General features: G+C 69.5%; 27 protein-coding genes. 5 read left to right on the top strand and 22 right to left on the bottom strand.

The genetic code is table 11. From position 1 onward, the window contains the following. Window positions 1-11 precede the first annotated feature (11 nt). The gene (locus tag ASE78_RS09490) at window positions 12-701 is read right to left on the bottom strand and encodes an ABC transporter ATP-binding protein (RefSeq protein WP_056496092.1); all 690 of its coding nucleotides are present in this window, start codon (window positions 699-701) and stop codon (window positions 12-14) included. A gap of 11 nt (window positions 702-712) precedes the next feature. Continuing rightward, the gene (locus tag ASE78_RS09485; RefSeq protein WP_235514974.1) at window positions 713-1,996 is read right to left on the bottom strand and encodes an efflux RND transporter periplasmic adaptor subunit; all 1,284 of its coding nucleotides are present in this window, start codon (window positions 1,994-1,996) and stop codon (window positions 713-715) included. A 42-nt stretch (window positions 1,997-2,038) separates the two neighbouring features. Between ASE78_RS09485 and ASE78_RS09480 the strand changes: the two genes are divergently transcribed. The 4 genes from ASE78_RS09480 to ASE78_RS09465 all read left to right on the top strand — a co-directional run bounded on the left by ASE78_RS09480 (window position 2,039) and on the right by ASE78_RS09465 (window position 6,041). Continuing rightward, window positions 2,039-3,322 (top strand): response regulator, encoded by a 1,284-nt coding sequence (locus tag ASE78_RS09480; RefSeq protein ID WP_082467109.1) that lies wholly within the window; start codon window positions 2,039-2,041, stop codon window positions 3,320-3,322. A gap of 201 nt (window positions 3,323-3,523) precedes the next feature. After that, on the top strand, window positions 3,524-4,651 hold the full coding sequence (locus ASE78_RS09475) for a sensor histidine kinase (protein ID WP_056496087.1): 1,128 nt from the start codon (window positions 3,524-3,526) through the stop codon (window positions 4,649-4,651). 10 nt (window positions 4,652-4,661) lie between these two features. Continuing rightward, window positions 4,662-5,498, top strand: coding sequence for a toxic anion resistance protein (locus ASE78_RS09470; protein WP_056496084.1), 837 nt, complete (start codon window positions 4,662-4,664; stop codon window positions 5,496-5,498). 66 nt (window positions 5,499-5,564) lie between these two features. Continuing rightward, window positions 5,565-6,041, top strand: coding sequence for a hypothetical protein (locus ASE78_RS09465; protein WP_235514972.1), 477 nt, complete (start codon window positions 5,565-5,567; stop codon window positions 6,039-6,041). Between the two features lie 110 nt (window positions 6,042-6,151). Here ASE78_RS09465 and ASE78_RS09460 read toward each other — a convergent pair whose 3' ends face one another. From ASE78_RS09460 to ASE78_RS09410, 11 genes are all read right to left on the bottom strand, one after another. Continuing rightward, a complete protein-coding gene (locus tag ASE78_RS09460; RefSeq protein ID WP_056496081.1) occupies window positions 6,152-6,943 on the bottom strand; it encodes an AIM24 family protein in 792 nt (263 codons plus the stop codon). Continuing rightward, the gene (locus tag ASE78_RS09455; protein ID WP_056496077.1) at window positions 6,940-7,878 is read right to left on the bottom strand and encodes an HpcH/HpaI aldolase/citrate lyase family protein; all 939 of its coding nucleotides are present in this window, start codon (window positions 7,876-7,878) and stop codon (window positions 6,940-6,942) included. The genes ASE78_RS09460 and ASE78_RS09455 overlap by 4 nt, the downstream gene beginning before the upstream one ends. After that, on the bottom strand, window positions 7,875-8,981 hold the full coding sequence (locus tag ASE78_RS09450; protein WP_056496074.1) for a cysteine protease StiP family protein: 1,107 nt from the start codon (window positions 8,979-8,981) through the stop codon (window positions 7,875-7,877). The genes ASE78_RS09455 and ASE78_RS09450 overlap by 4 nt, the downstream gene beginning before the upstream one ends. Beyond that, window positions 8,971-9,720, bottom strand: coding sequence for a hypothetical protein (locus tag ASE78_RS09445; RefSeq protein ID WP_056496486.1), 750 nt, complete (start codon window positions 9,718-9,720; stop codon window positions 8,971-8,973). Before ASE78_RS09445 ends, ASE78_RS09450 begins: the two co-directional genes overlap by 11 nt. After that, window positions 9,717-10,790, bottom strand: coding sequence for a phosphoribosyltransferase domain-containing protein (locus ASE78_RS09440; protein WP_235514970.1), 1,074 nt, complete (start codon window positions 10,788-10,790; stop codon window positions 9,717-9,719). Before ASE78_RS09440 ends, ASE78_RS09445 begins: the two co-directional genes overlap by 4 nt. A gap of 23 nt (window positions 10,791-10,813) precedes the next feature. Beyond that, window positions 10,814-11,953, bottom strand: coding sequence for a trypsin-like peptidase domain-containing protein (locus tag ASE78_RS09435; protein ID WP_056496069.1), 1,140 nt, complete (start codon window positions 11,951-11,953; stop codon window positions 10,814-10,816). Window positions 11,954-11,972: 19 nt separating this feature from the next. Continuing rightward, complete coding sequence (locus tag ASE78_RS09430; RefSeq protein ID WP_056496067.1) at window positions 11,973-12,548, bottom strand: TerD family protein; 576 nt, start codon at window positions 12,546-12,548, stop codon at window positions 11,973-11,975. Window positions 12,549-12,577: 29 nt separating this feature from the next. Then, window positions 12,578-13,156: a TerD family protein gene (locus tag ASE78_RS09425; protein ID WP_055762799.1), complete on the bottom strand. Its 579-nt coding sequence runs from the start codon at window positions 13,154-13,156 to the stop codon at window positions 12,578-12,580. 19 nt (window positions 13,157-13,175) lie between these two features. Then, window positions 13,176-14,393 carry a TerD family protein gene (locus ASE78_RS09420; RefSeq protein WP_056496062.1) on the bottom strand — a complete coding sequence of 406 codons (1,218 nt, stop codon included), beginning with the start codon at window positions 14,391-14,393 and terminating at the stop codon, window positions 13,176-13,178. Between the two features lie 28 nt (window positions 14,394-14,421). After that, complete coding sequence (locus ASE78_RS09415; protein WP_056496059.1) at window positions 14,422-15,006, bottom strand: TerD family protein; 585 nt, start codon at window positions 15,004-15,006, stop codon at window positions 14,422-14,424. 110 nt (window positions 15,007-15,116) lie between these two features. Next, window positions 15,117-16,151 (bottom strand): ATP-grasp domain-containing protein, encoded by a 1,035-nt coding sequence (locus ASE78_RS09410; protein WP_056496057.1) that lies wholly within the window; start codon window positions 16,149-16,151, stop codon window positions 15,117-15,119. Between the two features lie 160 nt (window positions 16,152-16,311). Here ASE78_RS09410 and ASE78_RS09405 point away from each other — a divergent pair, with 160 nt between their 5' ends. Next, window positions 16,312-17,409, top strand: a complete 1,098-nt coding sequence (locus tag ASE78_RS09405) for a DUF5694 domain-containing protein (RefSeq protein ID WP_235514969.1) — start codon at window positions 16,312-16,314, stop codon at window positions 17,407-17,409. A gap of 209 nt (window positions 17,410-17,618) precedes the next feature. Here ASE78_RS09405 and ASE78_RS09400 read toward each other — a convergent pair whose 3' ends face one another. The 9 genes from ASE78_RS09400 to ASE78_RS09360 form a co-directional block, all read right to left on the bottom strand. Beyond that, entirely contained in the window at window positions 17,619-18,551 is a 933-nt protein-coding gene (locus tag ASE78_RS09400; RefSeq protein WP_056496477.1) for a right-handed parallel beta-helix repeat-containing protein, read from the bottom strand. A gap of 226 nt (window positions 18,552-18,777) precedes the next feature. Further along, on the bottom strand, window positions 18,778-19,821 hold the full coding sequence (mmsB, locus tag ASE78_RS09395) for a 3-hydroxyisobutyrate dehydrogenase (protein WP_268795710.1): 1,044 nt from the start codon (window positions 19,819-19,821) through the stop codon (window positions 18,778-18,780). Further along, complete coding sequence (locus ASE78_RS09390; protein ID WP_056496052.1) at window positions 19,709-20,485, bottom strand: enoyl-CoA hydratase; 777 nt, start codon at window positions 20,483-20,485, stop codon at window positions 19,709-19,711. Before ASE78_RS09390 ends, mmsB begins: the two co-directional genes overlap by 113 nt. A 126-nt stretch (window positions 20,486-20,611) precedes the next feature. Then, entirely contained in the window at window positions 20,612-21,649 is a 1,038-nt protein-coding gene (locus tag ASE78_RS09385) for an enoyl-CoA hydratase/isomerase family protein (RefSeq protein ID WP_056496049.1), read from the bottom strand. Continuing rightward, window positions 21,646-22,785 (bottom strand): acyl-CoA dehydrogenase family protein, encoded by a 1,140-nt coding sequence (locus ASE78_RS09380; RefSeq protein ID WP_056496047.1) that lies wholly within the window; start codon window positions 22,783-22,785, stop codon window positions 21,646-21,648. Before ASE78_RS09380 ends, ASE78_RS09385 begins: the two co-directional genes overlap by 4 nt. Then, a complete protein-coding gene (locus ASE78_RS09375; RefSeq protein ID WP_056496044.1) occupies window positions 22,782-23,171 on the bottom strand; it encodes a RidA family protein in 390 nt (129 codons plus the stop codon). Before ASE78_RS09375 ends, ASE78_RS09380 begins: the two co-directional genes overlap by 4 nt. Continuing rightward, complete coding sequence (locus ASE78_RS09370; protein WP_082467105.1) at window positions 23,168-24,103, bottom strand: polysaccharide deacetylase family protein; 936 nt, start codon at window positions 24,101-24,103, stop codon at window positions 23,168-23,170. Before ASE78_RS09370 ends, ASE78_RS09375 begins: the two co-directional genes overlap by 4 nt. Further along, window positions 24,100-24,582, bottom strand: coding sequence for a hypothetical protein (locus ASE78_RS09365; protein ID WP_235514968.1), 483 nt, complete (start codon window positions 24,580-24,582; stop codon window positions 24,100-24,102). The genes ASE78_RS09370 and ASE78_RS09365 overlap by 4 nt, the downstream gene beginning before the upstream one ends. Beyond that, window positions 24,579-26,117: a CoA-acylating methylmalonate-semialdehyde dehydrogenase gene (locus ASE78_RS09360; RefSeq protein WP_056496041.1), complete on the bottom strand. Its 1,539-nt coding sequence runs from the start codon at window positions 26,115-26,117 to the stop codon at window positions 24,579-24,581. The genes ASE78_RS09365 and ASE78_RS09360 overlap by 4 nt, the downstream gene beginning before the upstream one ends. Window positions 26,118-26,176: the final 59 nt, after the last annotated feature.

The raw sequence follows: 26,176 nt of genomic DNA, 5'->3' as shown, positions 1-26,176 counted from the left end.
TCCCTTTCGCGTCAGAGCGCGCGCATGGCGCTGGCGACGATGCGACCGTCGAGCATGTCGATCCGGCGCTTCGCCATGTCGGCATGGCTCGGCGAGTGCGTGACCATCACGATCGTCGCCCCTTCGTCGTTGAGACCGGCGAGGATGTTCATCACCTGCTCGCCGTTCGCGGTGTCGAGGTTGCCGGTCGGTTCGTCCGCCAGGATCAGTTTCGGATCGCCGACGATCGCGCGGGCGATGGCCGCGCGCTGCTGCTGCCCGCCCGACAATTGGTGCGGGAAGTGACGGGCGCGATGCGCAATGCCGACCTTGTCCATCGCCGCTGCCACGCGCCCGCGCCGCCCCCCTTCCTTGGCGCCGGCATCGTGGCGATAGGCGAGGCCGAGCGCGATATTCTCCTCGATCGTCAGCTCGTCGATCAGGTTGAAGCTCTGGAACACGAAGCCCAGCGTACTGCCGCGGAACTTCGCCAGTTCCTTCTCGTCCATCGCCGCCAGATCGCGGTCGCCGAACAGGTACTTGCCCCCCGTCGGCCGGTCGACGGTGCCGAGCGTGTTGAGCAGCGTCGACTTGCCGCAGCCCGACGGCCCCATGATCGCGACGAACTCGCCCGCCGCGATCGACAGGTCGATGGCGTGCAGCGCGGTCGTCTCGACATCGTCGGAGACATAGCGGCGTTCGATCTTTTCCATGCGGATCATGACAGTGCCTTTCAGCGGAGATTGAGGATGTCGCCCTTCACGGACGCGGTATTGCTGGTGACGATGCGCTCGCCGGGGTTCAGCCCGTCGAGCACCTCGACCTGTTCGGGATTGCGCCGGCCGGTGCGGATCGTCCGGCGGCGGGCATGCGCGCCATCGGCGTCGAGCACGAAGGCGCTGGTGCCGCCGCCCGATTGCAGCCAGCCGCCGACCGGCACGACCAGCGCGGGCGCGGTGCTGCCGAGCGTGATGCGCGTGTCGATCGTCTGCCCGCGATTGAGCCCGGCGGGCGGGGGCGAGGCGAACAACAGCTCGACGCGGAAGCGGCCATCGGTGACTTGGGGCAGCACCTTGGCGACGCGCAAGCCCATGCCCTCGGCGCTCGCCGCCTGCCCCACCGCGACGCGGCCGAGATAATATTCGTCGACATCGGCGACGAGCTTCCACGACCCCTCGCTGTCGACCTGTCCCGCCGGATCGCCGGGTTTCAGCGCCTGGCCGGGTCGCAGCGTGAAGTTGGTCAGCCGCCCGCCGGCGGGCGCGCGCACGATGAGCGTGCCCAGCCCGGCGCGGACCGCCGACAGGTTACGTTCGAGCCGGGCGCGGGTATCGTCGAGCCGCGCCCCTTGCGTCGCCGTGATCCGTGCCTCGGCAGCACCGCCGCTCTGAAGCTGGGCGAGGCGCTTCTGCTGATAGGCGACTTCCTCGGCATAGCTTTTGACGCCGGCGTCGGAGACGAAACCCTTGTCGTGGAGCTGCTCGCGGATCGACAGATCGCGGCGCGCCTTGATGAGATCATAGTTCGCCTGCGCGATCTGTCCGGCGCGGTCGAGCCGGGTGCGGGCGATGCCGAGGTCCTCGCCGGCGATGCCGCCCAACTGGCTGGCGATCTGTGCCTCGCGGGTCAGCACGTCGAGTTGCAGGCTCGGGTTGGCGAGCGTGGCGAGCGGCTGGCCCTCCGCGACCATCGCCCCGTCCTGCACCAGCAGCTTCTCGACCTGTCCGCCCGACAGCACGCCGACCAACGTGGTCAGGCGCGGCGCGACGCTGGCGCGCACCGGCAGATAATCGGCGAAGGGCGCGCGCTGCGCGGTGCCCGTCTCGATCTGGTCGGCGGCGATGTCGGTCGATCCGCTGGCGGGCAGGAACCGCCACACCAGCACCGCCGCCGCCACCAGCAAAACGCCGGCCAGCACCGCCCGGTGCCGCCACCAGCGTTTGCGCGGTCGTTCGATCCGCCGGTCCATCGCCGCGCCCGGAGCGCCATTGGCATGTGCAGAGTGTTCGCTCATCATGCGGACACTGTCGCTGAAACCCGGGCAAAAACCTAAACCACTATGAACAATGGATTTTCACCGTCATCGCCCACCGGCGACCGTCCGGCGGCGGACGCACCGTCCACGAATGGACAGTCGGGGGACCCGTCAATCCTGCTGATCGACGATAATCCGGCGGTCGCCCGCGCGATGGAAATCGCGTTTCGCATCGCCGGCCACCGGCTCGACACGGTGGCCGGGCCGCAGGAGGCCTATTCGCGGCTGGCGCAGCGGCGCTATGGCGCGATCCTGCTCGACATGAACTTCACGCAAGGGTCGGCCGATGGTGAGGAGGGGCTGGCCTGCCTCAAGCGGATCGTCGCCGACGATCCCGGTGCCTGCGTGGTCGCGGTGACGGCGCACAGCGGCATCCGCATCGCGGTGGCGGCGATGCAGGCGGGCGCGCGCGACTTCGTGATGAAGCCGTGGCGCAACGCCGAACTAATCGCCAAGGTCACAGCGGCGATGGCGCGCGTGCCGGTGGCGGCACCCGCGACGCCGCGCGGCAGTGGCGTGTCGCCGGCGATGCTGCTCGGCGAACATCCGGCGATGGCGCGGTTGCGCGACCTGATCCGCCGGGTGGGACCAAGCGGCGCGGGCGTGACCATCACCGGACGGCCGGGCAGCGGGCGGATGCTGGCGGCGCGCGCGCTGCACGCCGCGTCGGGTGAACCGGGCGAACCGCTGCGGATCGACCTGCGCGATGGTTCCGCATGGGACCGGCTGGACACGGCGAGCGGCGGCGTGATCCTGCGCCATCCCGACCGGATCGACGCGGTGGCGCAGGACCGGCTGCTCGACCGGCTGCCCGGCGGCGTCCGCCCGATCGCCATCGTGCAGGAGGTCGCGCTGCTCACCCCGGCGCTGCGCCGGCGGCTGGCGACCGTGGAGATCGCGGTGCCGCCGCTGGCCGGCCGGGGCGACGACGTGCTGCTGCTCGCCCGCCATTTCGCGCGCGATGCCGCCGAACGCTTCGGCCGGGGCGAAGTGCGGCTGACCCCGGCGGCCGAAGCGGCGATCCGCGCGGCACCATGGCCCGACGAGGTGCGCGGGCTGGCGCTGGCGATCGAACGCGCGGTGCTGCTGAGCGACGACGGCGCGATCGACGCGGCGGCGGTGGTGCCGCCACCGCCGGTCGTCGTCACCGATCCGGGCGCGGAAGCGAATTTCGCGCTGTCCGATGCCGAGCGGGCGATGATCGAGGCGGCGCTGCGCGAACATCGCCACAACGTCACCCATGCCGCGACCGCGCTGGGGTTGAGCCGGGGCGCGCTGTACCGGCGGATGGCGCGCTATGGGCTATAACCACGTTCACGGCCCGGCGACTCCCCTCCCTGACCAGGGAGGGGCTGGGGGTGGGTCGGCCTGCGAGGGAACGGCAGCACCTGCCCCGAACCTACCCACCCCCGNCAGTGCCCCGCACTGTTCAGGTCATGCCGGGGGCATGACCGACCCGAAACTCTTGTCAGGGAGAGGAGTACGTCCCGCATCCCCGGCCTGCGCACGATGACGCGCGCAATATTGCTGGTCGCGGCGGGCGGGGCCGGTCTGTTTGCGTGGCAGCAAGGCGCATGGGGCTCGCTCGCCGGGGCGGCGCTGGTCGCGCTGCTGCTGACGCTGTCGGCCGGGTGGCGCGAGGCGGGGGTAGCGAGCGCGGCGGCTCCGGCGCAGGGTGACGACGCCGGCAACCGGCTGCTGCTCGATGCCGCGCCGACGCCGATGATCGCGCTGCACGACGGCCATGGCCGCGCGCTCAACCGCGCCGCGCGGCGGCTGTTCGCGACCGACGACCGGATCGTCGCCCTGCCCCCGGCGCTCGCCGACCCGCAGGCACGCGACCTGCGCCACGAGGCACGCCACTGGCGGATCGAGCGGGTGACGCTGAGCGACGCGCGGACGATCGCCACGCTGATCGACGTCGAACAGGAAGCCCGTCTGGCCGAGGCGCGGGCGACCGCCGAGATGATCCATGTGCTGGGCCATGAACTGCTCAACGGCCTTGCCCCGATCACCTCGCTGGCCGACAGCGCGTTGCAGGCGATCGAGACGCCGGGGACCGATCCGGCGCTGCTGCACGAGATTATCGGCACGCTGGCAAGGCGGGCCGAAGGACTGGAGCGGTTCACCACCGCCTATCGCACGCTGGCCCGGCTGCCGGTGCCGCAGCCGCGCGCTACGTCGCCTGCCGGACTGGCGGCGGACTGGGCGCGGCTGTTCGCGGGACGCTGGCCGGGGGTGCGGCTCGACCTGTCGGTCGCGGCCGACGCCGACTGGCCGCTCGACCGCGATCAGGTGACGCAGGGGGTACTCGCGCTGCTCCAGAATGCGGCGGAGGCGGCGGCGGCCGGCCAACAGCGACCGGCATGGGTCGCGCTCGCCGTGTCGATCGAGGCGGCCGGGCTGACGATCGAGGTCGCCGACAGCGGCAACGGCGTGGCCCCGGACGATGCCGCGCGCATTTTCCGCCCGTTCCACACCACCAAGGTCGACGGGACCGGGGTCGGCCTCAGCCTCGCGCGGCAGATCGCCCATGCCCATGGCGGCACGCTGGCGCTGGTGCCCGGCCTGCCGACGCGCTTCCATCTGACGCTGCCGCCGCGCGACCGAATTGCGGTCGGGGACGGCGACGTATAGAAATCGGGTCGTGCCCGATGCTTCCCCCATCACCGATGCCCGCGCGCTGCTGCGGCAATGGCTGCATGCCGATGAGGACGGGGTGGTGCAGGCGATCGACGCGATCGGCCGGCGCGCGATAACCTCGGCGGCCGATGCCAGCGCGCGGCTGTCGCGCGGCGCGATCCATACCGAGAGCGCCAAGACCGGCCTCGCCGAAGTCGAAGCGGTGGCGCAGGCGCTCGACACGCCGCCGCCGCCCTCGGGCTGGCGATCGTTGTTCGCCGCCCCTCCCGCACCGCCCGTGCCGGCGCGGATCGACGCGCTGGTCGAACGGCTGGCGCGCGAGCGCGATGGCGTCGCCCGGTCGATCCTGTCGCTGGAAACCGATCGCGACCGGTTCGCCGCCGCCGTCGCCGCACTGGACGAAGCCGGCGCGCTGATCGCCGCGCTCCGCCCCGCGCTGGAGGCCGCCGCGCGCGAACTGCGCCACGACCGGCCCGAGCGCGCCGCGTTCCTGCGCGAGACAGCTACCGAACGGCTGCTGGCGCGCGAACAGGACATCCTGACGCAGTCGGCGGTGACACGGCAAGGGCTGCTGACGATCGGCATCCTGATCGACAGCCACGCCACGCTGGCACAGGCGCTGGCCCGCGCGCAGGAAACCAGCATCGCCGCGCTGCGCACCGCCGCCGCCGCGCGGGGTGCGGTGGCGGGCAGCCGGGCGCTGGCCGATCAGGCACGCGCGCTCGATCGGGCGGCGGCAGCGGCGGACGGCAGCACCCTGTCCGCCCCGGCGGCCAGCCGCGCGCTGGGCGACGCGGTGATGCAGGCCCGCCGCGCGATCGCCGCGATCGAAGGGAACTAACTGCCTCTAGCGGCATCGTGTCACCATGCACTATCATGCGCGGGCACAGGCAACGGGACGTCGATTGTGACCGGTTTTCTCGACAAGCTCGCAACATGGCTCGGCGGTCCGCTGCCGCCGGCGACCGATGCGCCCGGACCGACGCCCACTCCTGCCCGCGCCGGCATCCAGCCCGACGATCCACGCCTGCCCGATACCTCGCGTCCGCTGGTCGCGCGGTTGCTGGGGCTGATTGACGATCTGGAGGCGCGCGCGGGGCGCGATGCGGTGCTGATCGCGACGCTGACCGAAATCCGCCAGATGCGCGACGATCACCTGCCGCGCCTGATCGCCAGCTATGCCGAAATCCCGCCCGCGCACCGCGCCGAGATCTTTCGCCAGACCGGCCGCTCGGCCAGCTACAAGCTGAACCAGGGGATCGAACGGATGGTCGAGCGGTTGCAGACGCTATCGCGCTCGCTGGCACAGGACGATCTCGACAGCTTCGCCGACAATCTGCGCTTCATCGAACGGCGCTACGGCGACGACGATCCGGCGCGATAATAGCCTTCGTCATTCCCGCGCAGGCGGGAAGCCATAAACGCCGACGTCGCGGCTTCATCACCAGCGTCAGCGTCTATGGGTCCCCGCCTGCGCGGGGACGACGAACAGGGTCAGCCCAGCCGCATCGTCGGCGTGAGCCACACCGTGCCGCGCCCACGGAACACGAACACCAGCCCCTCGCCGGTGCGCATCGCGTTGCGCAAGCCCCGGACCAGCGGGCGCAGTTCGACCTGCAACGTCGCGGTGTACATCAGCATCAGGTCGCCATCGACGATCAGCTCGTTCTGGCCGTCGAGCTCGATCACCTCGATCTCGTCGACCGGGACCGGCGATTCGATCGCGAACGCGCCCGCCCCGGTCAGCTTGGGCTGCATCAGCCCGTTGCCCGACATGATCCCCGATACCGATCGATGGACATGGGTCGACACCGCGATGTTGGCGTCGCAGGCGTAAAAGGCCCCGTCGTCGAGGATCAGCGAATCCTGCGGCCCGTCCATCGCCGCGAGGATGAAATGCTTGGTCGTGACTTCGGTCCACACCTCGCCATGCCCGGCATAGCGGGTCGCGAACGCGCTTTCGCCCGAGCCGGCCGAGGTGATCGCGCGCGAGAAGAACCCGCCCGCGCCGGCGTTCTTCTGCACGTCGACCTGCAACTTGCCGTGCGCATATTGCAGCGCGCCGGGTTCGAGCAGCGCCGCGCCGCCCTCCAGCACGATGCGGACCTGCCGTGCGCTGACCGGATGCGGCAGGTGGACATGAATCCCTCCTTCCGCCCCGGCCCCGCCCGCGCCGGCGACCGTCACCGGCTGATGGCCGAGGCTATGCGCCTTGCGGTTGAACTCATGAACCTCGAAGCGGACGCCGGGGCTCTTCTGTTCGTCGATCTTGCTGCGCATGGTCATTGGTCGGTTCCTGCTATCAGGCGAAGGGAATGGGCGTCGGCGACCCCGAACAGCGCGGCGCGGCCGAGCAGCCGTTCGGCCCAGGCGGCATGGGTGGCGGGTTCGCACATCACCCCGTCGCACGCGAACACCGCCGGGGCGTTGTCCGCCAGGATCAGCCGCGCCTCGGCGACCTGCCGCTCGCACGGGGCCAGCGCGGCGTGGATCACCGCTACCTGATCGGGGTGGATCGCGGTCTTGGTGAACAGGCCGTGTTCGATGTCGCGGGCGATCTCAGCGCGCAGCAGGTCGGTATCGCCGAACTGTTCGAGCACCGGCGCGCTCATCGCGAAGCCCCATGGCACGAAGCTCGTGACCAGCATCGCGATGACTCCGCCCAATGGCCCGTCATAGGCGGTGCGGCCGGGCGTGCGCCGCAGCCCCATCGCGCGCAGCAGGTCGTTGCCGCCGATACGCAGCGCGAGAATGCGGTCCTGCACCGCCAGCAACTGGTCGCGCAGGCGGCGGATTTCCTGCGGGTCGAGCGACTCGCGCGTCTCCAGCGTCGGCATCAGCCGGTGCCGGTCGTGGAGCGGCAGCGCCAGATACGCCGGCATCGATTCGGCATGCGCCTTGGGCACGACGAAGCCGGTCAGCCGCTCGACGCCGGGCATGCACAGGATGTGCCCCAGCATTGCCGCATCGCGTGGGCGCACGAACAGCAGCGGTTCGGCCGGGCCACCCTCGCGGTTGCCGAGCGTGCGCAGGAACGCCGCGAGCCGCGACATCGCCAGCGGCAGGTCGCTCTCGCGCACCGCATCCTCAAGGCAGATCACCGCCGAGCGCAGACCGGCCACCCGGCGGTTGCCGAGCAGCACCTCGACCAGATCGGCACGGGTCGCGGGCAGATACAGCGTCGCGCCGAGTTCGAGCGCGGTGACGGGTCCATGGTTCATTGATCGTCCCCCAGCGAACGGATGATCGCGACCGCGCGATAACGGGAAGCGGCATCCAGCGGTTCGACCGGAATGCCGTGTTCGGTGGCGAGGTGCAGCAGATGCGCGACATCGGGGTCGGCCGCATCGCGCACCAGCAGTCGTTCGGGCATCCGCCGCAACAGCGCGCGTGTCGCCTCGGCGATGCCGGGTTTGATGCGGTTGCGATCCTGCGTGCCCGCCCGCACCAGCAGGTCGGCCAGCATCGCCTCGCAGGCGTCGACGAGCGCCGGGCGGCGGGCGGCATGGCCATCGATCGGTTGCGGCACGGCGGCGATGGCCAGCGGCGCCAGCGTATCGACGAACGCCTGCGACCGGTCGGCGGCGGCGAACTGCGGATAGGTGACGCAGGCGTGAAAATCGCCCGGCCCCACCACCGCGTCGTTCAGGATCGATCGGCTGACGAGGCCGGAGACGATGCCGTTGAGCAGGCCCGAGGCGATCAGATAATCATCGTCGGTCGCGGCGATGTCCGCCTGCCCCGCCGGATCGGCGATCACCGCCAGCGTCGGCGCGAACCCCATCGGCCGGTCGGCCAGGGTCGCGCGCAATTCGCCACCGATCGCGCCCTTGCCGGTCCACCCGTCGATGAACACGGCTTGCGTTGGATCGTGCCGCGCGGCGATATGCGCCAGCGCGACCCGGTCGATACCGCGGTCGCGGATGATGCTGACCGAATAATGCACCGCAGCGTGGCCGTGCGCGCGCAGCGTCCGCGCGAGCAGCACCCCGATCGGCGTGCCGGCGCGGGCGAGCGATACCAGCACCACCTCGCGCCCGTCCGCCCGCTCGGCCAAATGCGCGGCGAGGCTGGCGACATCCTGCGCCAGCCGCGCGCCGTTGCGCGCGAGCGCCGCGTCGTACAGCGCGAGATAGTCGGGACCGGGCACCCGTTCGGGAGCGATCATCTCCGAATAATGGCGCTTGCCCGACTGGATCGCCGCTTCCTTGTCAGCGACCGCCGTAGGGGCGAGCGCCACCGGTTTCATGAGGAAGGTGACGTCGGCGGGGTCATAGCTGCCCGAAAACGGCGCGGGGTCGGCCCGGACCGCCTCAACCGGCATCGAACATGCCCCCGGCAAGCTGCGAGCGCGGCGGCAGCATCGCGAAGTCGCACAGCCCCATAAACGGCGCATCGGTCAGGCTGTCGCCGATGCCGATCACCGGTGCATCGGGAAAACGCGCGCGCAATCCCGGCAGGATGCGCGCCACCGCATGCGCCTTGCCCAGATAGGGCGGCATCAGCGCGACGTTGTTGCCGTTGCGATGGTCGGTCCAGCCCGGCGGCAGCGCGGGCACCGCCGCGTCAACGACGCCGAACAGCGCATCGGCATCGGCATCGGCATGTTTGGCCAGCGCGTAGAGCGCGAGATCGCCCTCCATCAGCACCCGCGCGTTGATCGGCACGTCGCGCAGCGCCGCCTCGGCAGCGATGGCCGCCACCAGTTCGTCCAGCACGGCGCGATGTTCGGCGGCGCGCCCGGCGACGATCGCCGCCCATTCGGCATCGACCTCGCTCTCGTCGTTCAGGATCACCCCGCCATGCGCGCACACCGCCGCCTTGAACGGAATATGCGCGCGGCGCAGCGCGTCGAGGCTGCGCGCCGTCACCGGCACCAGATGCGTCGTCTCCGCCAGCCAGTCGAGGAAGCGCATCTGCACCGGCGTCGCATAGCTCAGCGGCGATCCGTCCTTGGCGAAGCCCAGCGGGGTCAGCCGTTCGGGCGGCACGTCGGCCGGGCATTTACGCAGCGTCTGGAACAGCGTGTCGTCGAGATCGACGAGTGCGATCGCGCGGATCATGCCGCCCATCCGATCAGCGTGGCGTTCAGCGCCGCGACCAGCGCGGGGTCGATCGTCGCCGCCCCCGTCTCGTGCGCGATCCAGTTGGTCCGCCCATCGGCGGGATCGGCGTTGTAGAGATAATTGGGCACGCCGGTTCCATAATTGTCGGTGAAACAAAGTTTGCTGGCCATCGCCCAGCCGATCCGCGCCGGGCTGCGGCTGGTCGCCTGCACGACCACGTCATGGCCCGCGTCGGCAAGCGTTTCCGCCAGACGGAACGGGGGATAGGTGAATTCGCCGGTGCCGATGATCCTGAGCGGGCCGGTGACGGGCGGCAACGGACCGATCGGCGGCGGCGCGGCGGCGCTGGTGATGCCGGTGCGCCCCATGTTGCGATGCGTCGCCAGGGTGCCGAGCGACGCCGCCGCCATGTCGAACGCGGCATCGGCCGGGGCGATGTCGCCCTGCGTCCATTCCAGCCGGCCGTGGAGCAGCGCGGCGATTGCCGTCGGGCGCGGCATCCGCGCCTGCCAGTCGCGCCCGACCGACCAGTCGGTCAGCGTCGCGACGACGATCCGCTCGACACCGGGCCATGCCGCCACCAGCGCCTGCGCCAGATTGGTGAGGGTGGTGCCGGTCGACACCTCGTCATCGACGATCACGAGCGTGCGCGGGGTCGGCAGGTCGGGGCGGTAGATCAGATGCGCCGAGGCGTGACTGTGCGGTTCCTCGAACCGGCACAGCAACGGATGGTCGATCCGCTGGCGGGTCGAATGGAGGAAGTGCACATCCTCCCGCCCCAGCGCCGCGCGCAGTTCGCCATGGACCGTTTGCCCCAAGCACACGGCGGTTTCCGCCAGCCCCACCACCATCACCGGTCCGGGCAGATCGGCGGGGATGCGCGCCACCAGATCGCGCACGCTGGCGCGCATCACCTGCGGGCTGGCGGGCAGATGCCGGCCGAGCACGCGCGACACGATCAGGAAGCCGCGTTTGGGGTTCTCGCGCGCGGCGAAGGCGCACAGGTCGTCCAAGGGCCACACCGCCTCCTCGACCGCGATGTCGAGCCGGCCGGTAGGCAAGGCCACGCTGCGATGCGGGTTCGGGGTCGTCAGCACTGGCATGCGATCCGTGCGATCGCGCTGCGGGTACGGGCCACCACCGCCGTCCGGCCGATCGGCGTGGCGTCGTGCGCCATCTGCGGTTCCAATCCGTGAGAATCGAGAAAACTGAGGATCATCGCACCCTTGATGCCGAAGTTGATGTTTTCCGCGCTGGCCCCCGACCGGCGGATCCGGTCGAGGTTGAGCGAGGAGCTGACGAGGCCGATCAGATGGCCCGCCATGTCGAGAATCGGACCGCCACTGTTGCCGCTGGCGATCGGCGCGGTGAACTGAAACACGCTGCTGTCGTTGCCGATCCCGCACAGCGCGGCGATATTTCCGGCGCTCGCCTGCGGCCCGGTGCCGAGCAGCCCCTGCAACGGAAAGCCGAGCGCCACGACATCCTCGCCCAGATGGAGTCCGACCTGCGAGCGGAACTGCGCGATCTGCATGAGCGGCGTGTCGACGCGGAGCAGCGCGAGGTCGTTGCGCGGATCGGCGAACACCATCTCCGCCGCCAATGTCCGCCCGCCGACATGGACGCTGATCGTGCGGACGTCCTCGACGACATGGGCGTTGGTCAGGATGTGATGCGCCTCGATCGCGATGCCGCTGCCGCTCGACTGGCCGGAGCGGTCGCCGCGATCGGGCGTGTCGTCCTGCAACCGGGGGTTGAGCCGGTCGCACCATGCCCGGTCGAGGCCATAGGCGGCAGCGATGGCGGAGAGGCCGACCGCGAACCCCTGCCCGTTGGCGGCGATCCGCCAGCCGCCCTGATGGCGGTACAGCTCGATCAGGATCACCGCCGCCGCGGCCTGCCCGCCCGGATCGACCGCGAAGCGCAGCGTGTCGCTCGCGATGGTCAGCCGGGTGTCGATCGGGCGGTTGGCGGGATCGAACGCGATCAGCAACAGGCGATCGACCCCGGCCGGCAGCGCGGCGGGATCGATCCGCAGCCGTGTCGCCTCCTCGAAGCCGACGCCGCTGCGCAGTTCGCGGGTGATCGAATCGATCGGCGCGAAATCCGCCGCCACCCGCCGGTCCGCGCCCAGTGCCACCAGCGCCATGGGCGGCGGCGCACCGCCGGCCAGCACGAACGTGGTCGTGCCGGCCGCCGGTGCCCGTTCGCCCGCGATCAGATCACGCATCGCGGGCAGGTCCGTCAGATCAGACGTTGACGCCGAACGACCGCGCCAGCGGCCCGAGACCCCCGGCGAAGCCCTGACCGATCGCCTTGAACTTCCATTCGCCATTGTGACGATAGAGTTCGCCGAAGATCATCGCCGTCTCGGTCGAGGCGTCTTCCGACAGGTCGTAGCGCGCAAGCTCGGTGCCGCCATCGGCGTTCAGCACGCGGATGAAGGCGTTCGACACCATGCCGAAATTCTGGCGACGGCCCTCCGCCTCGTGGATCGTGACCGCGAAGTTCAGCTTCGTGATCTCGGCCGGCACCTGATCGAGCGACACCGCGACCACCTCGTCGTCGCCGCTGCCCTCACCGGTGGTATTGTCGCCCTGATGGACGACCGAGCCGCCGGCGCCTTCCTTGTTGTTGTAGAACACGAAATCGGCGTCGGAGCGGACCTTGCCGGCCTCGTCGGTCAGGAACACGCTGGCGTCGAGATCGAACGCGCTGCCGTCGGTGACGCGCGTGTCCCAGCCGAGCCCGACGCGAACCGCCTTCAGCCCCGGTGCTTCCTTGCTCAGGCTGACGTTGCCGCCCTTGGAGAGAGATACTGCCATGATGTTATCCTTAGTTTGAACGCCCGGGATCAGCCGATGTTGACGCCATAGTTGCGCGCCATCGGGCCGAGCCCGCCTTTATACCCCTGCCCCACCGCGCGGAATTTCCACTCGGCGTTGTGGCGATAGACTTCGCCGAAGATCATCGCGGTTTCGGTCGAGGCATCCTCGGCGAGATCATAACGCGAAATCTCGCGGCCGGTCGCATCGTTGACGATGCGGATGAAGGCGTTCGACACCATGCCGAAGCTCTGCCGCCGGCCCTCGCCCTCGTGGATCGTCACCGCGACCGCGATCTTCTGCACATCGGCGGGCAGGCGGGAGAGGTCGACGGTCAGCGCCTCGTCGTCGCCGTCACCCTCGCCGGTGCGGTTGTCGCCGGTATGTTCGACCGATCCGTCGGCCGAACGCAGGTTGTTGTAGAAGATGAAGTCGCCGTCGCTGCGCACCCGGTCCCCCGCGCCCAGCAGGAACGCGCTGGCGTCGAGGTCGAAATCGGCCCCGTCCGTCACGCGCGTGTCCCAGCCGAGCCCGATCAGGATACGGGTAAGGCCGGGCTCTTCTTTCGACAGGCTGACATTGCCGCCTTTGGACAGGCTTACCGACATTTGACTCTCCCTTGGTCGATCATTTGCGCCCCGCGACCCAGCGCAGGCCCCAGCCGAGCTGCTCGTCGAGCACCTGCTGGTCGCGGACATAGTCGACGATCCGCGTCACCTTCATCTGGCCGCCGATATTCTCGATCAGCACGATGCCGCACAGGCGGCGGTCGTTGCGCCCCTCGGTCATGCGCACCTCGATCGGCGGCTGGTCGGGCATGGTGACGAGGACGACGCCGTCGGTCGCCTGCCAGTTGGGCACGCCTTCGTAGATATTGGCGAAGATGGCGATGCGGCGGATCGCGCTCCACTGGCCGCCGTTCACGCGGATCGTCTCGCCCTGCGACACGTCGCCGGTGCGGTCGTCGCCCGACAGCGCGATGAACGGCAGGCTGTTGTACGACCCGAAGCTGTTGCCGAGCGCCTGCACCACGCCCTTGCGCCCGTCGCTCAGCTCGTAGAGGCAGCCCAGATCGAGATCGATCGCGCTGCCGCCGCCGAAGAACCCTTTCTTGCCGCGCGACCAGTTGAGGTTGATCGTCACCTCGCCGAAGCTGCTCCCGCGCTTTTGCAGGCTGACGGTCTGCCCCTGCTTCTCCAGCGTCACTTTCGACAGGCTGATCGACGGCGGCGGCGGAGCAGGTGGCGGCGGTGGCGGAGCAGCGGGCGGTGGCGGCGGAGCAGCGGGCGGCGGCGGCGGCGGCGGCGGCGCGGCGGTTTCCTCGGCGACGTCGATGCCGAACGAGCGCGCGAGCGGCCCAAGGCCGCCGTTGAACCCCTGCCCGACCGCGCGGAACTTCCACTGGCCGCCCCGGCGGTAGAGTTCGGCCAGCATCATCGCCGCCTCGGTCGCCTGCCCCAGCGACGGGCGGAACGACAGCGTATCGCCGCCCTGCCCGGAGAGCGTGACGGCCACGCCCTGCAACATCGCCAGCGTCTGCCGCCGCGCGGTCGCCTCGTCGATCGTCACGCAGAACACGATCCGCTCGACCTCGCCCGACAGCCGCGCCGGATCGACGGTGAAGCGCCCGCCGGCGCCGGTTCGCGCGGCGAAACGGATCGCACCGCCGTCGCCCTCGCTCTGGTTATAGAAGATCATGTCGGCGTCGCCGCGTACCCGCCCGTTCCCGAGCAGCAGATAGGCCGAGCCATCCGCCTCCACGCCCGCAGGCGCGGTCCAGTCGAGATCGATGGTCAGCGTGCCGGGCGGCACGGCGGCGTTGCCGCCTTGTTGCAGTTCGGTCATGCCGGGTCCTGTATCAACGCGGTCGGGATCACAGCGCGCCGGTGATCGCGCCCATCATCTCCTGGAACGTCCGGCCCGAGGTCCGCTCGCCCAGCGCCTTCATCTCCCAGCCGTCGCCGCTGCGCACCAGCTTGGCCATGACCTGTCCGGTATGCGACCCCGCCCCGCTGAGATCATAGCGCGCCAGTTCCTTGCTGTTGGTCGCATCGACCAGCCGGCAATAGGCGTTCTCGATCCGGTCGAAGCTGTCGCCGGTGAAGCTGTTGACGGTGAAGATCAGCGTCCGCACGCCCGGGGGCAGCCGCGTCAGGTCGACCGCGATCGTCTCGTCGTCGCCGTCGCCGGCACCGGTGCGGTTGTCGCCGCTATGGACGATGCTGCCGTCGTCGCTGGTCAGCTTGCGGAACCACACCACGTCGAGCTGCCGGCCCGACGCATCGAAGGCGAGGCACGAGGCGTCGAGATCGACATCGCCGCCCCCGCCGCCGCCGAACAGCCCGAGCAGCCCCTTGGCCTTGCGCACGTCCCAGCCGAGGCCCATCGCAACGCGGGTCAGCGTGCCGCCACCCGATTTCTCGAGACGGACGCTCTGACCCTTCTGCAGACTGACCATCGGCTTCTTCCTCTCGTTGCGTCGCGTCACGGCGACCCTTGTGGGCGGCGATTATGACCGGCGCGCGACAGGCCGCAACCCCCGAAAGCGGCCGGAACGACAGGTAAATTTCACTGGCGGGGGTTTGACGGAGTCCCGCTTTTCTGCTGTGCGCGCGGCGTCGCATGGACCACCGCGACGACCTGCGCATCGATCGCTCCATCGAATGCCTGCGCGGTGCCGGTGACGACATCGATCCATGTCGCGCAGAACGGAATCCCCACCGCATCACCGTAAGACGCCCCGCCGGCCGCGCGGCTGTTGATCTCGAGGATGCGCCACTGGCCCCCGGCGTCCTGCTTATACTGGACGTTGAGCGCCCCGTGCAGGGCATGGCGGGCGACCAGCATCGTCGCATGGGCGATCAGCGGATGGCGCGTCTCGATCCGCTGGCGATTGGGGTCGAGCTTGGTGCGCACCGCCGCCAGCAGCACCCGGCCATGGTCGGCGACGATGTCGACCGATGCCTCCAGCCCCGGCAGATGCTCCATCACCAGCAGCGCGAAGGTTTCTCCTTGCACCTCGGCATGGCGCAGCGCGTCGACGTACAGCGCAGGCGCGATCCGGCGGGCATCGGGATCGGCGAGATGCGCCAGCGGCGTCACCCCGTCGAGCGTCCAGTATCCCGCGCCATAGACGCCGCGCACCGGCTTGACGCACGCCGCCCGGCCGCCTCGCGTCAACGTGGCCACCGCCGCGTCGAAGCCGTCGGCGGTCGTCACCGCGATCGACGGGCAGCGATGCGGATCGTCGCCCAGCGACACGGTGAACGCGGCCTTGTCATCAAGCAGGTCGAGCGTGGCGGCATCGGCCGCGACGTGCAGCGCGATCCCCGCCGCCGCGAACCGCTCGCGCTGCGCGGCGATGCCCGTGCGCCCCCGTCCGGCGACCAGATGCGTCACGCCGCGATCGATCGCGGTGGCGAGCGCCCATTCGACATAATCGGTCGCCCCGCGCGCCGGCTCGACCCAGAAGTCCGGCGCCACGTCGCGCACCGGCGCGTCGCCGTCGATGGTGCTGACCGCGATGTCCAGCCCCGGCCGGGCGGCGACCATGTTCGCGATGACGTTGCGAAGCGAAAACGACTGATTGAACCAGATCTTCATCGGAACTTTCGGGGAAACATGCCGCATGATTGCGACGGCCCCCTATCGCGCGAGGATGCGACGGACGTCGAGAGGGGAAAGCGCCATGCCACGCACGCTTGCGTACCGTCGCCGGGCACGATAGCGTATTATATTGGCAATACACATTGGGGGTCAATCCATGCCGTCGTTCCTGCCCGCCGCCCTGATCGGCGCGACCCTGTTGCTTGCCCCTGACGTCGCGGCGCAGGAATCGGGGTATCGACCGACCTTCCGCCCCGAAACACTGAAACGGACCGGCACCGCCAATCCCAATATCGTCCTGGTGCTGGGCACGACGCATCTGGCCAACCTGCCCGAAAGCTTCCAGCCGGCGGTGCTTGGCCCCCTGCTCGACCGGCTGGCGGCGTGGAAGCCGACCGCGATCGCGACCGAGGATCTCTCGGGGCTGCAATGCGACGCGCTGCGCCGCTATCCGGTGCGCTATGCCGAGACGGTCGAAACCTATTGCTACGACCCCACCCCCGCCAATACCGCGACCGGGCTGGACGTGCCCGCCGCCAATGCCGAGGGCGAGCGGCTGGTCGCGGCGCTCGGCAAGGCGCCGACCCCGGCGCAGCGCCGGCGGCTGGCGGCGGTATGGCTGGCGGCGGGCGAGCGCTACTCGGCGCTGGTCCAGTGGCTGCGCCTGCCGCCCGCCGAACGGCGCGCGGGCGACGGGCTCGACGCGCCGCTGGTGACGATGCTGACCAGGCTGGCCGCGCATAGCGGCGAAAGCAGCCAGATTTCCGCCGTCCTCGCCGCGCGCCTGGGGCTCGAGCGGACGTGGAGCGTCGACGATCACTCCGCCGACAGCCCGGGGGACGCCGATCCCGCGCGCCGCAAGGCGGCGGACGACGCGGTCCTGCGGGCATGGGACAATCCCGCCTCGCGCCAGCGCCGTGCCGACGACGAACGGCTGACCGCCGGCCTCGGCACGCCGGGCGGCGTGCTGGCGCTCTATCGCTCGATGAACGCGCCGGACGCGCCCGCGCTGGTCTATCGGTCCGATTTCGGCGCGGCGCTGGCCGAACCCACCGGCCTCGCCCGCGACTATGTCGGCTATTGGGAGACACGCAACCTGCGCATGGTCGCCAACATGCGCGACGTGCTGGGCCGCACTCCCGGCACGCGGATGCTCGCGGTCGTGGGAGCCTCGCACAAGGGCTACTACGAGGCGTATCTGCACCAGATGCACGACGTGACGCTGGCCGACGTGATGCCGTTGCTGCGGGAGTAGGGTTCAGGTCCGATCGACATTCGGCTTTGAGCGGCACACGACCCGACGTTTTGGGTCGAACGCGCTATCCGCTTCGTCACCCCGGACCTGTTCCGGGGTCCACCCAGCAGCACACGCTGCCGTTCGAGCCTTTGACTACACCGATCGCCGCACCGTGGACCCCGGAACAGGTCCGGGGTGACGGCACGGACAGGAATGTCGCGTCCGCCCTACCGCGTCTCGAACCTGCGCACCCCCGGCCCCAGCCGGTTAGCCCCCACATTGACCCCGTCGCCAGTATAATCGGCGACGAACGCCGGGCTCTTGTCCACCCCCGGTGCCAGCGTCGCGACATTGTTCTCGACGCTGAGGCCCGTTGCCGGGAAGGTCCGCTTCTCCGCGCCGACGACGATGAAGCCGGTCCAGTTCTCCTTCGCCTTGCCCTGGACGAAGGTGTTGCCCGCGATCCTGCCCGTCGCCCCTTCGGGCAGGTCGATCATGTAGTTGGTCTTGGCCCCCCGGCTGTCGTCGAAGCTGCTGTCGGTGATGTCGATGCGCGGCGCGCGGATCTTCACGTAATGGCCGCCGGTCCCGCGCTCGAAGCGTGAGCGGGTGATGGTGATCGACCCGTTGTTCGACAGATAGACCGAATGCGCGCAGTCGGTCGATTCATCGCATTGGCCCAGACCAGCGAAGGTCGACCGGTCAATCACGATCCGCTGCCGCCCCTCCGGGTTGCCGCCCAGAATGCCTTCCTGACTGTCGAGGAAGGTCGAGTTGACGACGGTCAGGTCGCCGATCTCGGTACGGATGCCCGCGCCATTGCCGTCGGGCACGCGGATACGGCGGAACACGATGCCGTCGACCGTCGATCGCCGGCCGCGCAGCACGAACGTCGCCTTGTCCTCGCACGCCGCACCGTCGAAGATGACGCTGCCGGGGGTCCGCGCGCGATAGGTGATGTCGCCGCCGGTCTGCACCGTGCAGTCGCGGTAGGTGCCCGGCGCGATCAGGATGGTGGCGGTGCCGTCGCGCACCGCGCTGACCGCCGCATCGATCGTCGCGAACCCCTGCCCGGTCTGCTCGATGACGAACGGTGCCGGGGTTTGCGCGGGCAGCGGCGCGGCGACGGCAAGCAAGGCGAGGGGGAGCAGACGGCGCATCGGATGGTTCCTGTCGCAGTGGATCGGGCCGACATGGGCGTTGCCGGTGGCGGGCGGCAAGGGGCGATCACCCTCTGTCCCTTGCTGGGACGATAGGTGCCGCTTGTCTGAAACATGGCGTACCCCCGCGCAGGCGGGGGTCCAGAGTCAGGCAGAACAACGGCCTGTATCCATGGCTCTGGATCCCCGCCTGCGCGGGGATACGACCGGGGCGACGACCTGTGAATTACCGCAGCGTCTGAATGATCCCCGAAAAATCGGTCGCGCCCTGCCCGCCCTCGACGAAGCGGCCGTACAGTTCGGCCGCCCGCGCGCCCATCGGCGTATCCGCACCGACCCCGGCGGCGGCCTGCATCGCAAGGCGCAGGTCCTTGAGCATCAATGCCGCTGCGAACCCGCCCTGAAACCCGCGATCGGCCGGCGTCTCCGGGCCAACGCCCGCCACCGGGCAATAGCTCGTCATCGACCAGCATTGTCCCGAACTGACCGAGGCAATGTCGTAGAAGGTCTGCGCGTCCAGCCCCAGCCGTTCGGCCAGCGCGAACGCCTCGCACGTCGCGATCATCGATGCGCCGAGCAGCATGTTGTTGCACATCTTGGCCGCCTGTCCCGCGCCACTGTCGCCCGCATGGATCACCGCCTTGCCCATGTCGGACAGGAACGGCTCGGCCTTGGCGAAGGCCGCTTCGCTGCCGCCGACCATGAAGGTCAGCGCGCCGGCGTTGGCCGCCGCGATCCCGCCCGACACCGGCGCGTCGACCGCGTGCAGCCCTTTCGCACGCGCCGCCTGCGCCACCGTCTTCGCGGTATCGACGTCGATCGTCGAGCAATCGATCAGCACCGCGCCGGTATCGACCGCCTCGAACAGTCCGCCGCCATAGACCTCGGCGACATGGGTGCCGGCGGGCAGCATGGTGACGACCGCCTGCGCGCGCGCCGCCGCCTCGACCGCGCCGGCGGCGGGCAGGCAGCCGGCGGCCTTGGCGCGCGCGAGGGCTTCGGCCGACAGATCGAACGCGCGCACGTCATGCCCCGCCTTCGCCAGATTGGCGGCCATGCCCCCGCCCATGTTGCCAAGGCCGATGAAGCCGATCCGTGCCATGCTGCTCTCCTGTGTTTTGTCCGCCTCCCGGCGGAAGGCGGTGCCGGCCCGATCCTTACCGCCCGGTCCAGTTGCCCGGCCGTTTCTCGACGAAGGCGGCCATGCCTTCCTTCTGGTCCGCCGTGCCGAACAGGCCGTGGAACAGGCGACGTTCGAACTGCACGCCAGCGCTAAGAGTCGTGTCGAACGCGGCGTTGACCATTTCCTTGTTCGCCTTCACCGCCAAGGGGGCCATCGCAGCGATGGTCTGCGCGGTCTTGACCGCCTCCTCGACCAGATCGTCGGCGGGGACGATCCGCGCGACGAGGCCGCACCGCTCGGCCTCCTCCGCGCCGATCATCCGCCCGGTCAGGCACATCTCCATCGCCTTCGCCTTGCCGACCGCGCGCGCGAGGCGCTGCGACCCGCCCATGCCCGGCGTCACCGCCAGCTTGATCTCCGGCTGGCCGAACTTCGCGGTATCGGCGGCGAGGATGAAGTCGCACATCATCGCCAGCTCGCAGCCGCCGCCCAGCGCAAAGCCGGCGACCGCAGCAATGATCGGCTTGCGGGTGCGGGTAAAGGCGTCCCAGCCGCTGAAATGATCGCCGCCGTACATCGCGGCGAAGTCCATTTCCTGCATTTCCTTGATGTCGGCCCCGGCGGCGAACGCCTTGGCAGAGCCAGTGACGACCGCGCAGCCCTGCGTCGGATCGGCATCGAACGCGCGCATCGCGTCCAGCAGTTCGGCCAGCACCTGCGCGTTCAGCGCATTCAGCGCCTGCGGCCGGTTGAGCGTGACGAGCGTCACGGCACCCCGACGCTCGACGAGGATGGTTTCATACGTAGACATGCGAACTCCCGTAACGAACCGTCATTCCGGCGAAGGCCGGAATCCATGGACGCGAGACGGTAGCGATAGAAGCGCGATCTCCCGACACAATGGATTCCGGCCTGCGCCGGAATGACGGGGAAAAAATCATCGCGGCTGCCATTCGTCGTCCGCGTCGAGCGGCGCGAAGATGCGGTCGATCATGTGATCGCTGACCGCGTCCGGCGTGGCCGGGTCCCAGCGCGGCGCGTGATCCTTGTCGACGATCACCGCGCGCACCCCCTCGACGATGTCGGGCCGCTGGACGATGCGCGTGGCGACGGCATATTCCTGCCGCATCTCGTCCTCGAACGTCGGCATCGCCCTGCCGTCGAGCAGCAGTTTCAGCGACACCTTGCACGACAGCGGCGCGCGCTGGCGCAGGATGCCGAGTTGCTCGCTCGCCCACTCCCCGCCATCGGCGTCCAGCACGGACAGGATTTCCTCGAAATCGTCGCTGGCGAACAGCCGGTCGATCTCGCCCTGGCGCGACAGGATCGCCGCCTCGCCCGGTTCGCCCGACAATTCGCTCAAAATCGCCTCGGCAGCTTGCGGATCGGCAGCGATGCGGGCGGTCGCCTCCGCCACCCGCTCCGACGCCACGAAATGCGTGGCGAGGCCCAGCGCGAGCATCTCCGCCCCGTCGATCCGTGCCCCGGTCAGCGCCAGATACTGGCCGATCCGGCCGGGCAGGCGCGAGAGATACCAGCCGCCCCCCACATCGGGGAACAGCCCGATCGCGGTTTCGGGCATCGCGAAGCGGCTGCGCTCGGTCGCGACGCGCAGCTTGCACGGCTGCGAAATGCCGACCCCGCCGCCCATGACGATCCCGTCCATGATCGCGATCACCGGCTTGGCATAGGTAAACAGCCGGTGGTTCAGCCGATATTCGGCGGCGAAGAACGCCCGCGCCTCCGCCCCATCGATGGCGCTGCTCGCGGCGATCATGCGAATGTCGCCACCCGCGCAGAACCCCCGCCCCTCGGCATGGTCGATCACCACCGCCTGCACGGCGGGATCGTCGCGCCAGTCCTCCAGCGCGGCGAGCATCGTGTCGCACATGCCATGCGTCAGCGCATGCAACGCCTCCGCCCGGTCGAGCCGGAGACGCCCGACCCGGCCGTCGATTTCCACCCGAACGCTCATTTCACCAGATCCCGTCCGACGATCATCCGCATCACTTGGTTGGTCCCTTCGAGGATCGAATGAACGCGCAGGTCGCGCCAGAACCGCTCGATCGGATAGTCCATGAGATAGCCGTAACCGCCATGGAGTTGCAGCGCCTGATCGACCACCTTCGATCCGGTGTCGGTGGCGAAGCGTTTCGCCATCGCGGCGAAGCGCGTCTTGTCGGGTGCGTTCGCGCTCACCTTGGCGGCGGCGGTGTAGAGCAGCGCGCGCGCCGCCTCCAGCTCGGTCGCCATGTCGGCCAGCGTGAACTGCGTGTTCTGAAAATCGGCGACGGGTTTGCCGAACTGCTGGCGCGCCTTCGTGTACGCCACCGCCTCGTCGAGACACCGCTGCGCCCCGCCGAGCGAACACGCGCCGATGTTGAGCCGCCCGCCGTCCAGCCCCTGCATCGCGATCGAAAAGCCCTGTCCCTCGGCGCCGACCAGATGGGCGGCGGGCACGCGCACCTGATCCAGGATCACCGCGCGGGTCGGCTGCGAATGCCAGCCGAGCTTGCGCTCGTTCGCGCCGAACGACACGCCGGGCATGTCCTTCTCGATGAGCAGGCACGAGATGCCCTTCGGCCCCTCCCCGCCGGTGCGGACCATCACCAGATACACCTCGTTCTCGCCCGCGCCCGAGATGAACTGCTTGGTGCCGGTGACGATATAGTCGTCGCCGTCGCGCACCGCCTTCGTCCTCAGTGCCGCCGCGTCCGACCCTGATGACGGCTCGGTCAGGCAATAGCTCGCCAGCTTGTCCATCGTGACGAGGTCAGGGAGGAACCGCGCCTTCAGCTCGGCCGACCCGAAGGCGTCGAGCATCCACGCCGCCATGTTATGGATCGAGATGAACGCCGAGGTCGATGGACAGCCATAGGCCATCGCCTCCATGATGAGCGCCGATTCCATCCGGCCAAGCCCGATCCCGCCTGACTCCTCCGATACATAGATCGCGGCGAAGCCCAGTTCGGCCGCTTGCTTGATCGTGTCGCGCGGGAAGATGTGCTGCTCGTCCCATTCCGCCGCATGCGGGGTGATCGCGTCGGCGGTGAACCGGCGCGCCAGTTCCTGGATCTCGCGCTGGTCATCGGTCAGGTCGAACGGGTTCACGCTTCACTCTCCACTATCGCTTCGGCCTCGATCTCGACCCGCCATTCGGGTCTGAGCAGCGCGGCCACCACCAGCATCGTCGCGGCGGGCCGCGCGGTGCCCATCACTCGTCCATGCACCTGCCCGACCGCCCCGGCATCGGCCGGATCGGTCAGGTACATCCGCGTACGGACGACATCGTCGATCCGCCCGCCCAACTCGCCGATCGCCTGCGCGATGATCGCGAAGCACCGTGTCGCCTGCGCGGCGGCATCGCCCGGCGTGCTGCTGCCGTCCGGCTCGACCGGCGCGGTGCCCGACACGAGGATGCGGTCACCCACCCGCACCGCGCGGGCGAAGCCGATCGCCGCCTCATAGGGCGATGCCGAGGCGGTCCGCTGCCTCACCGCCGCGTCAGCACGCGCGTGTCGAACGCCGCCTGCGCCGCCTTCGCGTCGCCCAGCGACGGGTTGGCAAGGCCGCCGATCCCGCGGGTCTGCGCGATCTGGCCGGTCAGCGTGCCGTTGGCATGGGCCGGATCGGTCGCGACCCTGCCCAGCGGATCGGCATAGGCGGCGTCGGCGGTGGCGATCGTCCAGCCCTTCGCCTTCAACGCCTTGACGAAATCCTCGATGAACAGCGCGGCAATATCGGTTTCGTGCATCAGCATGACGTGGATCGGCTGGCGCGCGCCGAACACCTTCTGCGCATTGGCGTAATGCGTCTCGACGCCCTGCATCATCATGTCGACGTAGAGCGTGCGCAAGGCGGCCATGTCCATCGCCCGGCCCGCCTGTTTGGCGGCGATCGTCATTCCCTCCAACTGCCAGTCCGATCCGTCGAGCGTGACATAGCCATTGGCAAGCCCGCGCGCCTTCAGCCCCGCGCGCACCGCGTCGCGCTTGACCTTGTCCGCGCCGCCTTCGTCGAGGAAGGGATAGCGGAACCATGCACGATAGCCCTCGCGCCCCTTCAACCAGCGTTCGGCCCGGTCGATGTCCGCCAGATATTGCTCGGACGTTAGCTTGGTGAGGGCCGGATGGCTGTACGAATGATCGGCCAGCACATGGCCGGCGGCGACATAGTCGGTCAGCCGGTCGACCCCGTCGACGCCGTCCGCCGCATCGGCCAGATTGCCCGGATTGACGAAGAACGCCGCCTGGGTGACGCCCGCGCGGTGCAGCGCGGCGATCAGCTTCACCGTGCGCTGGTCGAGCGTCAGGAACGCACCGGCCGATCGCGGCGCATCGTCGAACGTCAGCGCGATCCGCTTCTGCGCGGCGGCGGGCATCGCCGCCAGCAGCGCCGCCATCAGCATTCCGATCAACCGCCCTGTCATCCAACGTCTCCCCACGAAAAAACCGTCCGCAGATCGCAGCCCGAAGGCTCCTCGCCCTCCTGAAACAACCGCACCCGATCGATCGCAGCAAGCTGGCCCGGCGTGAAGCGGTTATCGCTGCGAAAATAGCCAGCGCCCCGCCGCCCGTTCCAGATCGCGACGACATGCCCGCGCTTGTCCCGCCGTTCGGCGAAACGGATCGCCCCGCCGCTCGTCCGGGCCGGCAGCGCACGCCCACCGGGACGCGATGCCCAGCCAACGCCGTCGACGGTCATCACGCCCCACGGCCCTTCCCAACGGAAGGTGCCGCCATGAATGCCGCCCTCCAGCGTCACGATGCGTTCGCCCGCCACCAGATCGACGATCGGCGCATAGCCGCAGAACCGCCCCGGCCCGCGCAATTCGCCCGCCGCCGCCGCCGGCGCGCTCGCCATCATCGTCGCAACCGTCGTCAGCGCCAGCGCCCGCACCGCCGTCACCCCATCGTCGGGATGACGAACGCATCCTGCGTCCGCGCCGCCGCGCCATCCTCGGCTTGGCTCCCCAGTGCCGATCCGTCGGGCCAGCGCTGGGTGATCGTCTTGACCTTGGTCCAGAAGCGCACGCCTTCCTCGCCATGCTGGTTCATGTCGCCGAACGCGCTGCGCTTCCACCCGCCGAAGCTGTGATAGGCCACCGGCACCGGGATCGGCACGTTGATGCCGACCATGCCGACGTTGACCCGCGCGGCGAACTCGCGCGCGGCATGGCCGTTGCGGGTAAAGATCGCGACACCGTTGCCATATTGATGCTCGCTCGGCAGCCGCACCGCGCTTTCGAAATCGGGCGCGCGCACGATTTGCAGGACCGGCCCGAAGATTTCCTCGCGATACGCCGACATGGCGGGAGTCACATGATCGAACAGCGTCGGCCCGATGAAGAAGCCGCGCTCATGGCCTTGCAGGCGGAACCCGCGCCCGTCGACGACCAGCTCGGCGCCTTCCTCGACCCCCTTGGCGATCCAGCTTTCGACCCGCGCCTTGTGCGCCGCGTTCACCACCGGGCCATAATGCGCCTCGGGGTCGGTCGACACGCCGACGCGCAGCGCATGGATCGCCGGGATCAGCTTTTCGCGTAAGGCCTCGGCGGTCTTGTCGCCCACCGGCACCACCACCGGCAGCGCCATGCAGCGCTCCCCCGCCGATCCGAACGCCGCGCCGGACAGGTCGGCGACGACCTGATCGAGATCGGCGTCGGGCATGACGATGCCGTGGTTCTTGGCCCCGCCCATCGCCTGCACCCGCTTGCCCGCCGCGACGCCGCGCCGATAGACATAATGCGCGATGTCGCTCGACCCGACGAAGCTGACCGCGCCGATCGCCGGATGATCGAGGATCGCATCGACCACGGTCTTGTCGCCATGGACCACCTGCAAGATGCCCTCGGGCGCGCCCGCCTCGCGCATCAGTTCGGCGAGGCGCACCGGCACCGACGGATCGCGCTCGCTGGGTTTCAGGATGAAGGCGTTGCCGCACGCGATGGCGACGCCGAACATCCACATCGGGATCATCGCCGGGAAATTAAACGGCGTGATCCCCGCGCCGATGCCTACGGCCAACCGCATCGAATAGACGTCGATGCCCGGCCCCGCGCCCTGCGTATGATCGCCCTTCAACAGATGCGGCACGCCGCAGGCGAATTCGATGACGTCCAGCCCGCGCTGGATGTCGCCCTTCGAATCGGCGATGACCTTGCCATGCTCGCTCGACAGCAGTTCGGCGAGCGAATCCATGTTCGCCTCGACCAGTTCCTTGAAGCGGAACAGCACGCGCGCCCGGCGCTGCGGGTTGGTCGCGCCCCACGCCGGCTGCGCGGCAAGCGCGGCGGCAACCGCGCGCTCGACATCGGCGACCGCGCCCAGCCGAACATGCGCCTGCACCTCGCCCCGATTGGGATCGAACACCGCGCCAAAGGGACCGCCCTCGTCGCCCGATACCGCCGTATCGCCCACGATCACATGATCGATGACCCGCATACACTCTCCTGCGATGGCGGCCCGTCCGGTCTGTCGCCGACTCAATCCCGCGTAATATT

Source organism: Sphingomonas sp. Leaf25, from assembly GCF_001421635.1.
Lineage (GTDB): Bacteria > Pseudomonadota > Alphaproteobacteria > Sphingomonadales > Sphingomonadaceae > Sphingomonas.
Note: the sequence above shows the minus strand (reverse complement) of the source record. Positions and strands in the feature narration are given on the sequence as shown.